Source organism: bacterium 336/3 (assembly GCA_001281695.1).
In the GTDB taxonomy this organism is placed as follows: Bacteria; Bacteroidota; Bacteroidia; order Cytophagales; family Thermonemataceae; genus Raineya.
The window spans coordinates 1622476-1635028 of sequence record LJIE01000001.1 but is presented as its reverse complement, the minus strand read 5'-3'; the positions used below and the strand labels follow the sequence as shown (position 1 = coordinate 1635028).

General features: G+C 32.0%; 10 protein-coding genes. 6 read left to right on the top strand and 4 right to left on the bottom strand.

Features of this window, described 5'->3' with window-relative positions; all coding sequences use genetic code 11:
* The first annotated feature begins 37 nt into the window (after window positions 1–37).
* The gene (locus AD998_07815) at window positions 38–1408 is read left to right on the top strand and encodes a secretion protein HlyD (protein ID KOY86063.1); all 1371 of its coding nucleotides are present in this window, start codon (window positions 38–40) and stop codon (window positions 1406–1408) included.
* Window positions 1409–1466: 58 nt separating this feature from the next.
* Here the strand turns inward: AD998_07815 and AD998_07810 are convergent, their stop codons facing one another.
* Window positions 1467–3377 carry a hypothetical protein gene (locus AD998_07810; protein ID KOY86062.1) on the bottom strand — a complete coding sequence of 637 codons (1911 nt, stop codon included), beginning with the start codon at window positions 3375–3377 and terminating at the stop codon, window positions 1467–1469.
* A 7-nt stretch (window positions 3378–3384) separates the two neighbouring features.
* Window positions 3385–5325: a hypothetical protein gene (locus AD998_07805; protein ID KOY86061.1), complete on the bottom strand. Its 1941-nt coding sequence runs from the start codon at window positions 5323–5325 to the stop codon at window positions 3385–3387.
* Between the two features lie 233 nt (window positions 5326–5558).
* Here AD998_07805 and AD998_07800 point away from each other — a divergent pair, with 233 nt between their 5' ends.
* Both AD998_07800 and AD998_07795 read left to right on the top strand, forming a co-directional pair.
* Window positions 5559–6149, top strand: a complete 591-nt coding sequence (locus tag AD998_07800; GenBank protein ID KOY88110.1) for a hypothetical protein — start codon at window positions 5559–5561, stop codon at window positions 6147–6149.
* 42 nt (window positions 6150–6191) lie between these two features.
* Window positions 6192–7136 carry an epoxyqueuosine reductase gene (locus AD998_07795; protein KOY88109.1) on the top strand — a complete coding sequence of 315 codons (945 nt, stop codon included), beginning with the start codon at window positions 6192–6194 and terminating at the stop codon, window positions 7134–7136.
* A 15-nt stretch (window positions 7137–7151) separates the two neighbouring features.
* Here the strand turns inward: AD998_07795 and AD998_07790 are convergent, their stop codons facing one another.
* Window positions 7152–7343: a hypothetical protein gene (locus AD998_07790; protein KOY86060.1), complete on the bottom strand. Its 192-nt coding sequence runs from the start codon at window positions 7341–7343 to the stop codon at window positions 7152–7154.
* Between the two features lie 109 nt (window positions 7344–7452).
* Between AD998_07790 and AD998_07785 the strand changes: the two genes are divergently transcribed.
* A complete protein-coding gene (locus AD998_07785; GenBank protein KOY86059.1) occupies window positions 7453–8856 on the top strand; it encodes a hypothetical protein in 1404 nt (467 codons plus the stop codon).
* A gap of 3 nt (window positions 8857–8859) precedes the next feature.
* A complete protein-coding gene (locus AD998_07780; GenBank protein ID KOY86058.1) occupies window positions 8860–9726 on the top strand; it encodes a ubiquinone biosynthesis protein UbiA in 867 nt (288 codons plus the stop codon).
* Here the strand turns inward: AD998_07780 and AD998_07775 are convergent.
* On the bottom strand, window positions 9723–10169 hold the full coding sequence (locus AD998_07775; GenBank protein KOY86057.1) for a hypothetical protein: 447 nt from the start codon (window positions 10167–10169) through the stop codon (window positions 9723–9725). The two genes, AD998_07780 and AD998_07775, sit on opposite strands and share 4 nt — an antisense overlap.
* Before the next feature lie 379 nt (window positions 10170–10548).
* Between AD998_07775 and AD998_07770 the strand changes: the two genes are divergently transcribed.
* A complete protein-coding gene (locus AD998_07770) occupies window positions 10549–12390 on the top strand; it encodes a hypothetical protein (GenBank protein ID KOY86056.1) in 1842 nt (613 codons plus the stop codon).
* Window positions 12391–12553 lie beyond the last annotated feature (163 nt).

Below are 12553 nucleotides of genomic sequence, written 5' to 3'. Positions count from 1 at the left end.
TAACAATTAAATTTATAAGCTTATCAATTCATTAGTTATGAGTAAAAAGAAGAAATCAAATCGTATTATTTGGTATTTGGTGGGAGGAGTTGTGTTGTTAGTAATTGTTTCCGTTGTATTGAGTAAGGGCAAGAAAAACTTAGAAACTGTGGAAGTTACAGATGTCAAAAATGTAGTTATCACAGAAAAAGTAGGGGCTTCGGGTAAAGTACAACCTGAAACTGAAATTAAATTGAGTCCAGATGTTTCTGGTGAAATCACAGAATTGTATGTAAAAGAAGGAGATTCGGTAGTAAAAGGGCAACTTTTATTACGTATTCGCCCAGACAATTATGAATTGGCTGTTCAGCGTTCACAAGCATCTTTGAACACCAGTAAAGCAAGTTTAGCTCAGTCTCAATCTAGACAATTACAAGCTGAGGCTCAGTTTATGCGTGCTCAAGCTAATTATACTCGTCAGAAAGGCTTATTTGAGCAAAAAATTATTTCAGCATTGGAATTTGAACAATCCACAGCAGAGTATAAAGTGGCTCAACAAGATTTGGAATCAGCTAAGCAAGCTGTTGTTGCCTCACAATACAATATACAAAGTGCAAGTTCTACTGTTAATGAAACCATCCAGAATTTAACAAGAACTTCTGTTTATGCTCCTATCAGTGGTGTTGTTTCTAAACTTGCCGTAGAAAAAGGTGAAAGAGTAGTGGGTACTGCTCAAATGGCTGGTACAGAGCTTTTAAGAATTGCAAACCTCAATGATATGGAGGTTCGTGTGGATGTAAACGAAAATGATATTGTTCGTGTAGCTCTTGGCGATACGGCAGATGTAGAAGTAGAGGCTTATAGAAATCGAAAATTCAAAGGAATTGTAACTTCTATTGCCAATACAGCTAATCAGGCTCTCACAACTGAATCTGTTACTGAGTTTCAGGTAAAAGTACGTATTTTAGGAGAATCTTATAAAGATTTGAAAGCTAAAAGTGGTCGTTTATCACCTTTCCGCCCTGGTACAAGTGCCAGTGTAGAAGTTATCACTGAAACAAAAGCCAATGTATTGGCTGTGCCTCTTGCAGCAGTTGTTGCCAAAAGCTCTGATGAAATTAAAAAACAAGGTAAAAAAGGAGAAGAAAACTCTAAAAATGCTGACAATTCCAAAGACAATAAGAAAAGTAAAGAAGAAACAGAAAAGAAAGAATTTGTTTTTGTATTTGATAGTACTACCAAAAAAGTTTCTTTGAAAGAAGTAAAAACAGGTATCAGCGATTTTGAAAATATTGAAGTTATTACAGGCTTAAAAGCTGGCGAGAAGATTGTTATTGGACCATTCCAAGCGATAGACAAAAAGCTTAAAGAAGGTGATGAAGTTCAACTAGCAGACGCTACCAAAAAAGATAAAGAAAAGAAGAAATAATCGAACCATCAGAATAAACAAAAAGAGATTTTCAGTTATTGAAAATCTCTTTTTGTTTTTATTGACTTACCAAAACAGCCTTCATTTTATCGTATTTATCCACTTTTCTAAAGAAATCTAAAAACTCTTGGTATTTTTCTTTAGGATAACGTCCTGACTTCACTTGAAGTTTTCTTTTATACACCAATACATTATTTTCTTTAGTAAGTGAAATAGAGTATGCTCCAAAACTTGATGTAAGATTTACACTCTCAAAATTACCTTCTAACTGAAAATTAGCAGGAATTGTAAATCGAAGCTCATCGTTGTGTTCAAAATCTCTGAAAGGTAGCTCTATATCTGTTTTTCTTTCTTTATAATCTATAAGAGGAATTGAAAATTTGTTAAATAGATTTGGCGTAAAAAATATTCTTTTTCCATTTTTAGCTCCAATTTGGTCTATTTTAATTTCAAGATTCTCTTCTAAAGATGGTTTTCGAGATTTATCTTCTTTTAAATTAAGTGAAATAATATCAAACTTTGCAATGTTCATTGCCTCATAAAGATATTTTTTTTGTTCTTCCTGTGAACCAGTTATATATCCTCTATTCATCAGTTCACCATATTCTAAGTTAGAATACTTTGTTTTGATAATTGCCTTACTTTCTCCTGTTTCCTTGATAAGAACCTCTGCTTTTCTGACTTGTTGATTATCTTGCATGGTATATTTAGGAGTTCTTACTAATTTTCCACCATTATCTGTAATGAGTAGAGCATAACGATCATCTGTAAAATCTCCTAAAAAACCCGTTGATTGTTGTTGGCTTGTACATTCAAGCCAGATGGTATCTTTTTGGATAGGTACACAAAGTATAGCGTGATTAAATCTTGGTGATGGAAAGTTTGCAGAAACAGGAAAACCACCCTCTGGTCCTGCATTAATCAAAGCATAATGCGACTTTATACCCACAACATCCAATAAGGATTTTGTGTAATTTGACAAGGCTTTACAATCACCATAACCCTTAGTATCTACTAAATTAGCAGGCATTGTTTGCCAACCTCCCACACCAAGCTGTATGCTGATGTATCTAGTTTTAGATTGCATATAATTATAGATGATTCTTGTTTTCTCATAATCATCTTTTGCATTTGCTGTAATTTGCTGTAATTTAGCTTTAGTAGATTCAGGAACATCTTGTCTATTTTTATTTAACTCCTTAAAAAACATACCAAGCGACTCCCAAGAATCCATTTTACCTTTGTGTTTATTATCTACTTCAAATTCTTTGGGAGAAATCATGACCCAAGGAACTTGCTCCATCCAATCTATGGAATACTTTTCTCGTTTGAAAGCGGGATAATTATCTACACCCCAAGTATAAAATTTCTTATCTTTCTCTTCTTTGATTTCTCCTTTGTTGAGTAAGTTGCGTTCCTGATAATAAACCTGATGATTTTTTGGGGTTATCATTTGCAAACTTGCTTTTTCGATAGAAATATGTGTACTTTGACAAGGGAAAAAAGATGGATAGAAAAGTAAACTTTCATAATTCATTTCATACTCAAATTCTACTGTATAAGGGTATGTATTATAGTTAAATTTAGCTACTTTTATTCGAGCATCACCTATTTCAGCATAATTTGATGTATTCACATCTGTAATTTCAGTTTTCTTTAGTTTATCTACTACCTTTCCCATTCTATCATATAATTTGCCCGATATGTTGGAAATGGTCATTAAGCTATAATAAGGTATTCTCAATTCTGCATTATCATCTCCTTCTTGATTAAGAACCGTACACACATATTTCTTTTTGAGAGTGGCTTTTCCAATATTTTGAATTGTAAAAACCCCCTCATCAAGCCTTACAATAGCATTTGCATTTTCAGTCAGTTTTGCAGGTATCAGCAAAAAGCTATAATCAATATTTTTTTGCCCCAACAATAATGTAGGTACAAACAATAGTAACCATAATATTTTTTTCATAGTGTTTTTATTTTTTCTTTAGTACAATTTGTTCTTCTTGTTTAGCAAGAATTTTAGCAAACATATCTTTAATAAATTGGTATTCTTCTGGTTCAAATATCACTCTATTAATAAAAAATTTACAGTTTATTTGAATAGTAGTCTCTGATTTTTTAACTAAATAATCAAATTTTATAGATTTACCATCCGCCCATTGTAATTTAACTGATTGAGGAACTTCTTCCACTGTATAATTGTCAGGAACAACAAATGTGTAGATATATGTTTCTTCTGTAGGGTATGTAAAATCAATAGGAAAATCTCTTTTTTCTTGTTTGAAAGGATTTTCTTTGAGTTTGTCATTCATCAGTGGTGTAATATAAATAAAATCTCCATTTTGTTGAACACCTTTTTGAGAAACCACATCTAATGTAAATTCTATTGGTTTATTGAGGTCTTGAACATTTTTGAACTGAATTTTAGATATTTCAGACTCTTGAAGATTTATAGTTTCAGCAATCAGTGTGTCTTTTACTCCCATAATTCTATTTCTAAGCTTTAAAGCCTTATAACCCTGATATTGTGTTGTAATTTTGCCTTTTGTTGTACCATCTGTATTGATTTCAATAAATCCAGTTTTAAGAGTAGAGGTTTTAGGCGGGTTATTGAGAGGTATCCATTCATGCTTGTTTTGAGGCAAAATAAGTAATCCTTCTCTTGTTAATGCTCGTTCAGCTATCATACCCAATGTATGCTGAGAATTAGTTGCATCTAATAAATACTCTTTCCCTTGACTATCTTTTGCATACACCACACAATAATTGAATTGGTCAGCTATTGGATATTCTGTAACTACTCTTCCATTATAACGAGTACTTAATATCACAGGATGAGCCTCTATATTTACAAAACGCAAGAAATTCACCAATAAAAGGTTTATTTCTGCACTATTTCCTGTTTTCTTTTCTAATACATCCTTTACACTTTGATTTGTGTACGCAGTTATTCCTCCATTATGTTTGAAATTACTTTTTACATAATCAAAAATAACAGGTAATTTTTCTATATCTTTTTTATCTTTAACCAATTCTATTATTACATCTTTCCCTGCATTTTTTTTCAAATATCCTCCAAAAACTTCTACTTCCATTAATCTTTCTATAAATTTCCCCCAATCAGGTAATACAGTTTTGATTGCACCATCTGGAGCAATGGTAGCACTTAACTGAAAACGTATTTTATTCATGTAGTCTGTTGAATTAGCTACAAACCTTTCGTCTCTGTTGATAGCAGGCAAATCTGTCATAACCCATTTATGTCCATTGATTCTGTAATCGCTGGTTGACTCTGTAAAAGTTTTATCAATATAAAAAGGTTTGTTTTTTGTCGATGTACTCACATAATTAAAATATTGAGGTATAAGGGTTTCCAACTCACTCCATTCAACAGGAATATCAGATTGAAAATACCACGGTTCTAAAATGAAAATATCATCAGATTCAAAACGATAAGAAATATCAATTACAGAGCCTTCTTTTACATCCGGCATAGAGGCTTTCACTTCTCCATAATTTTTAGTAGTTTTTATGTCAAATATTTGGCTTTTTTCTAATTTAGTTTTTTTAACCTGACCATTTTCTATATTATAAGTATAACCCTTTAATTGAGCAATAACTTCTTTGTTTGAGTTAAAATATCTTCTTTGAAAATTAGCCTCACTTAACCCTTCTTTCTTGAGGATTTTAATTCTTTGATGATAGTAACATACTTGCTTCCAACCTGCAGAAAAAGGTATAATTTGAACTTTACCATAATCATAAAGCATCACAGCAACAGCATTTTTATCTTTATCATAAACTTTGCTTTCTACTGTGGCTTTGTCAATTTCTCCAAATTTCACTTCTTTTTGAGCAAAAGAAACAAGGGTAAAGAAAATCAGATTTATACTGAGTATAGTTGCTTTAAACATAGTATTCATAGGGTTTGTTGTTGAAATAAAAAATCATGTAAAAATAAATAAAAAAATAATTGTAAAATACTATTTGATAATAGAAATTGTTGAAATTTTTAGTTTAAATAGCATTATTATTAAAAGCATTAACACTAAACATTATGATAATATCAAGAAATATAATTATGATCTTGAGTTTTATAGTTTTTTTTTCATACAAAAAATCCACGAATTATAAGCTCAACAACTCTATAAGAATTTCATCTTTAAAAGAGGGAAAAAAAAATGATTCAATTACAACAATAAAATTTAAAGAGCTTTCTGTTTCAATCAATCATTTCATTATCAATGATGAAGATAAGAAAATTGATAAAATCCAAAAAGAAACTGTTGAAATCTATGCTCAACCAGGCGAGACAATTGAGAGACAACTTATATCACTTTCTAGCAATCAGCTTACTGATTTAACAATAGAACAACGTTATCAAACAAGTATAACTATTTCTTATGAAGGCAAACATTGTGATTTGACAGACTGGAAACATTTTAATTCAGATTGGAAACTATTGCTATCAAATAAAGCAGGGCAATTTATTGGTAATCAATATACTGAAACCGATTATAAGAAATTTCCAAAAATTTCAATTCAAGATTTAAAGAATAAAGTAAAAGAAAAATGTGGCAAACATTGGTTAGGCATTTTAGACAAAGTAAAAAATACAACCGAATATCCAATTGAAATAGGCATTAGTCGCTATTATCTAAGAATAATTGGAAAACGCAAGGACAATGGACAAAAGGTAACAAAATTAATCATTATTAATATACCAATGGGATGCTAAATATTGAATGGTATTTGATATTAAATGCCTACTTTGCAATTTATGAATCATGAAAAATTAAGATATACCCTACTTATCAAACAAAAAGCCAAGGAATTGGGCTTTGATTTTTGTGGAATTTCTAAAGCTGATTTTTTAGAAGACCAAGCCCCAAGATTAGAGCAATGGCTCAAACAGAATATGCATGGAGAGATGGCATACATGAATAACCATTTTGACAAACGCCTTGATCCTCGATTACTGGTAGATGATGCCAAATCTGTCATTTCAGTATTACTCAATTATTTTCCTAAACAAGATTTAGCTCAAGAAAACGATTTTAAAATCTCTAAATATGCTTATGGTACAGATTACCATTTTGTATTAAAAGATAAACTTAAAAGTTTGCTTGAGTTTATGCATACAGAAATTGGAGAAATTGGTGGCAGAGCCTTTGTCGATTCTGCCCCTGTGATGGACAAAGTATGGGCAGAAAAAAGTGGATTGGGTTGGGTTGGAAAGCATAGTAATTTACTCAACCGAAATATGGGTAGCTTTTTTTTCATTGGCGAACTGATTGTAGATTTAGATCTTGAATATGATGCTCCTACCAAAGATTATTGTGGTACATGCACTCGTTGTATAGATGCCTGTCCCACAGATGCTATCGTGAATCCGTATGTGGTAGATGGAAGTAAATGTATTTCCTATTTTACCATTGAACTCAAAGACCAAATCCCCCAAGAGATGAAGGGAAAGTTTGAAAATTGGATTTTTGGTTGTGATATTTGCCAAGATGTATGCCCTTGGAATCGTTTTGCAAGCCCACACCAAACGCAAGCATTTGAGCCTCATGAAGATTTAGAAAAGATGTCAAAAAAAGAATGGATAGATATTACTGAAGAAACTTTTAACAAAGTTTTCAAAAATTCGGCAGTAAAAAGAACTAAACTAAAAGGCTTGCAACGAAATATTAATTTCCTGCAAGCCAGTGATGATAATGAATGATGAAATGTCTGTGTTTTAAGAAAGTATTATTTTGAATTCGTTGTTAAGGACACTTTTGTATTGTGGTTCAAATTTATGATAACACCACTTGCGAAGGTCTTCTTTTTCTGAAGGTTTTAAGGATGCAAGTGCTTTACGAAGCTCCTTTTGAAACAAAAATTTATCAAAACTTACTTTTTCTAAAATTAATTTAAAATAGTCTAACATAATTTGAAATAGTTTTAACCCAACAAACTTGGAGTTAATATTTTTTCATAGGCGTCTTGATTTAATCCTAAAGTGTTGCTAATATACAACGTTTTTTAAAAACAACCTAATGAATTCTTCAAAAAGTATAAAAAAAAATTGGCAAAAGTCTATTATTTTAATAGCAATGCTATTTTCTTTGATAGTAAATGCTCAAGATATTCGAATAGAAGTTGCCCGTAAGAAAATTTCAATCAACGATTTCTTGCAAATCAGAGTTTTATGTAGTAATGAGGATTTGCGTACTATAGATGAGTTTCCAGAAGTTGTTAGTTTTGAAAAGGCTTTCCAAGTATCTTTAGAATACACCAACGCCCAAGGGCAAATCACAAAAGGTGTAGAGCAAAATTATAAAGCTACCAAAGGAGGTACATTCAATATACCTACTTTTGAAATAAGGGTCAATGGTAAAAAATATTCATTTAAGGGAGAAGAAATTATAGTTTTGGGAGATAAAGATAATTCAGAAGAAAAAAAAGAAGAAGAAAATATTCTTACAATATTAGAAGAAAACCAAAAAGACCCCAACATTGGTATTGGAAAACTTCAAGAAGCTTTTACAGCCCTAACTGTCAATAGAGATGAACTTTTTGTAGGTGAAGAAATCAATGTATCTTTTGCCTTTTATTTAGCAGAAGATGCCCCACGTTCTTTAGATTTATACCAACTCAACAAACAATTATCTAAGATTATTAAACAAATTCGTATTCCTAAATCGTGGGAAGAAGACTATAAATTAGACAGTGTCTCAAAAGAGAAAATCGTAATTGGAAAACGCAAATATCAACGTTTTAAATTTTATCAAGCATCTTTTTTTCCCTCAGAAGCAGGTAAATATACTATTCCTGTACTTGAACTCCAGATGGAAGATAAGGAAAAAGAAAAAATTGTCGTTTTTAAGTCCAATTCTGTAAATATTCTGGTGAAGCCATTGCCAAATACAGATGTAAAAGTACCCGTAGGGCGTTTTCAATGGCAAGAAGCTATTACTTATCTGAAAATCCAAACAGGTAAAACAGTTGATTATCAGGTAAATATTTTAGGAAGTGGCAATTTTGCAAGTCTCAATGCTTTAGAACCTCCAATCAGTACAGGTTTAGAGTTTTATACTCCCACTATTGAGCAGATTTTACGCAAAACACCTAATCAGTTATTGGGTACAAAATCTTTTAGATATACAATTTTAGCCAAAAAACCAGGGAAATATCCTTTGAAAGATTATTTTCAATTTATCTATTTTGATTTAGAAAAGAAAAAATATGACACATTACAATCTAGATTGGTATTAGAGGTCAGTGGACAACCTATTGAAGATATTTCTATTGAAAGTAGCGATTTTTTAAAAGAGTTGAAAGAAACTGATAATACTATTCAATCTGTAGGTTCAAATAATCGTATTAAAATTATTGCCAATATCGTTTTAGGAATTTTAATTTTATTAGTTTTATACAGACTTATCATCAGAGATAAATAAAATATCATGCAGAAATCTACTTTATTACACTTACGCATACCTTTTTCAATCTTTTTAATGCCTGTATTTTTATTTGCTTTTAGCCAAGCCCTTACTATAGATTGGATAAAAACAAGTATTGCCTTTGTAGCTATTCATTTATTTTTATATCCAGCAAGTAATGGGTTCAATAGTTATTTTGATAAAGACAAAGAAAGTATTGGAGGCTTAGAAAACCCTCCTCCTGTCAGTAAAGAACTTTATTGGGCTTCTTTGGTATTCGATACAATTGCTATTGGGCTTGCTTTTTTTGTGTCTTGGTTATTTGCGGTAGCCTTATTGATATACGGACTTGTTTCAAAAGCTTATTCCCACCCAAGTATTAGGCTTAAAAAATACCCTTTTGCAAGTTGGTTAACCATTGGCTTTTTTCAAGGTTTTTTTACTTATTTAATGAGTATTTTGGCTATCAATGACCTAAATTTTTCAGAACTTTGGGGCATGCATATAATAGTACCCGCTATTTTGTCTATGTTACTTCTTTTGGGTTCATATCCTATGACGCAAGTATATCAGCATTATGAAGATGCTCAAAGAGGTGATAAAACGCTTAGCTTACTTTTAGGTGTACGAGGTACCTTTATACTTACAGCTTTTGCATTTTTTATAGCTAATTTAGGCTTCATTGGCTATTTTTATGCCTTACATTCAAATACAAGCATCATTATTTTCGAGGTTGCCCTATCTCCTATTTTAGTATATTTTGGAAATTGGTTTTTAAAAGTATTGAAAGACAAAAGTCAGGCAAACTTCAAGAATACTATGCTTTTGAATCAAATATCTTCTATTTGCACAAGCACTGCTTTTATTCTGATTCGTATTTTTGCCTAAACTCCAAATTGCCTCAAATGGTGGTCAAGATGCAAAGCAAATAATGTTCCCCACTCATCTGAGGTCATTTTACCAAAAAAAGGATGTACTCGTGCCTCTAATTCATTTTTATCCATACTTCTAAATTTTTCTATATAATTTAGAAGTTTCTTTTGTGTACTTTCCAAAGCCGGATTATCTAGAACAATAAAGCTTTTGGCTGTGGGTAAATTTTTGGACATGGGTTTACCTTTTAGGAAACCTCTTTTCGCCATACCACCAAATAATATTCCTATCAAAGTTTTTTTGAGTTGTAATTCTCCTAAAGCTACTTGAAATGGGCGTGTACAGTGTTCTATCATCTGGCTGACAGTCATTTTTCCCCACAATCTTTGAGAATTTACAGAAACTTGGCTGATGCGATTTACAATAGCCTCATAATCGTTTGAATCAAGAATATTCATATGTAGGAGCAATTTAAGATTTGATGCAATTTATCAAAATTTGTATTTTTCTTTTTACTTCGTATTTATTTTCTTATCTTTGCAACGCTTTGGTAGTTTAATGCAAAAAAATTTGTATCAAACTTTAAAAGGGAATACGGTGTAAATCCGTAACTGTCCCCGCAACTGTAAGCCGAAAAAAAGCTTTTGCTATGTTCACAAGCCACTGCTCTTAGGAGTGGGAAGGCAGCAAAAGTTCGGTGAGTCAGGAGACCTGCCAAGCAGTATCAATGTTTCATGGCTTTCGGGTGAAAAGCAGTGAAGTGCAAAAAAGAAAGTGTATTCTTTTTATTTTACATTTCATTCTTTCTCCTGCAAAGGCTTTTTTAAAGTCTTTCAGATGAGGTATTTTTTATTATTTTGGTTTGTAACCAACACATTATTCGCTCAGGATTCTATTTCTGCAATAGAGGTAAATGCATATCCATACAAAAAGTATGCGATTGGTGCCAAAATATGGCAAGCAGATTCTACTTTGATAGCTCAGAATAATAGCTCTCAACTATCCGAATGGCTTTTACGCTATACTGGAGCATATATGAAAGAGTACGGCAATGGGCTTTTGGGTTCTATTTCTTTGAGAGGTACAGGGGCAGGGCATACGGCTGTACTTTGGAATGGCTTGAATATCAATTCTGCAACTTTAGGAGAAAGTGATTTTGTAAATATTCCATTATTTGCCAATGACCAAGTTGGTTTGCAAATGGGTTCATCAGCTTCATTATTTGGTTCTGAAGCTGTTGGAGGGGCTATCTTGTTATCAGGAATGTCTAAAAAATCAGAAGATGGGCGATCTTTACATTTCAGACAAGATATCGGTAGCTTTGGAAGAAATTTTACAGCTTTCAAATTTCATCAAAATCAAGGGAAAATAAGCACCCGAACAAGTTTCTATCGTTTTTCTCTCAAAAACAATTTTGATACTCCTTCCCTTTCAGGTACTATTCAGAATGCTACTCCTATCAATTATTTGGGAGCTACACAAGACATTCATTATCAGATTTCTAAGAAACAACAAATCAGTTTTCATAGTTGGTATAACTCCAATTACAGAGTGCTTGTTGGCAACAGTAATCTCTTAGACAATAATTTACGGTTGATGACCTCTTGGAAAAATGAACTGAATACCAATACTTCTTTGGAAACGAAGATTGCTTATACAAACGATTTTTTATTATACAACCAAAAAGAAAAAACACAAACGAAACGTTTAGCAGGCATTTTTCAGGTAGAGCATTTTTTTTCAGAGAAATTTTCTACTCAAATAGGTGTAAATACTCAATATTTCATGATGAGTGTAGATGCCTACAAAGAGCCCAAAACAGAATTGCGAACAGATGCATTTTTGATGAGCAGATGGCAAGTTCTTGCCAATTGGGTTATCAGCTTGAACATGAGACAAAGTCTTGTAGAAGGTTACCAAGCTCCCTTCACCCCTTCATTGGGAACAGAATGGGTTGTTTTCAATCATTCCAATAAACGTATCACGTGGAAGGCTCAAATAGGTAGAGGTTATCGCCTCCCCACACTTAATAGCCGATACTGGAACCCAGGGGATAATCCTGATATCCAACCTGAACATAGTTTAAGTTCAGAAACTGGTGTTATATATGAGCAAAGAAATAAAAATCAATCTTTAAAAATAGAAGCTACTGCATTTATGATGCAAGTAAAAGATTGGATTATCTGGCAACCTACACTACAGGGTTTTTGGTCTCCAGAAAATCTGCAAAATGTGCAATCTAAGGGATTAGAAACATATTTAAATTATACAAAATCTTGGAAGAAAGGAAGTGTAAATATATTTGCAAATTATGCTTTTACACTTTCCCAAATTAACAAAATTAAGAATGATGTATCTGATAGATTCACACGACATTATTTACCATATACTCCTATTCATCGCATTTCTATGGGTACAATTGGAACAATACAAAACACACAAATAAGCCTTAACAGTCATTTTACAGATAAACGCTTCACAGATTTGGACAATATAAACATTGTGAAAGCTTTTTGGCTTACAGATTTACAAATTCATCAGAAAATCAAACATAAAACACATACTTTTCAAGTGGGAGGACAAATCAACAATGTATTTGACAAGCAATATCAAAATATTTTGAATCAGTATATGCCTCAACGCAATTATCAAATCAGTTTACAATATTTCTGGCAATAATGCCTCGACATGAAACAAAATATTGCCCTGTATGCCAAACTGAATTTGAGTGTAAATTAGGAAGTATTACTATTTGCCAGTGTTTTCATGTACCACTTAATAGAGATGAAGCACTTTATATTGGTGAAAAACATGAAGATTGTTTATGTCATCAATGCCTTTT

Coding starts and splice junctions, on each gene's coding strand:
- AD998_07790 (KOY86060.1), bottom strand. CDS start 7,343: ATGTTAGACTATTTTAAATTAATTTTAGAAAAAGTAAGTTTTGATAAA.
- AD998_07795 (KOY88109.1), top strand. CDS start 6,192: ATGAATCATGAAAAATTAAGATATACCCTACTTATCAAACAAAAAGCC.
- AD998_07770 (KOY86056.1), top strand. CDS start 10,549: ATGAGGTATTTTTTATTATTTTGGTTTGTAACCAACACATTATTCGCT.
- AD998_07810 (KOY86062.1), bottom strand. CDS start 3,377: ATGAAAAAAATATTATGGTTACTATTGTTTGTACCTACATTATTGTTG.
- AD998_07805 (KOY86061.1), bottom strand. CDS start 5,325: ATGTTTAAAGCAACTATACTCAGTATAAATCTGATTTTCTTTACCCTT.
- AD998_07815 (KOY86063.1), top strand. CDS start 38: ATGAGTAAAAAGAAGAAATCAAATCGTATTATTTGGTATTTGGTGGGA.
- AD998_07785 (KOY86059.1), top strand. CDS start 7,453: ATGAATTCTTCAAAAAGTATAAAAAAAAATTGGCAAAAGTCTATTATT.
- AD998_07775 (KOY86057.1), bottom strand. CDS start 10,169: ATGAATATTCTTGATTCAAACGATTATGAGGCTATTGTAAATCGCATC.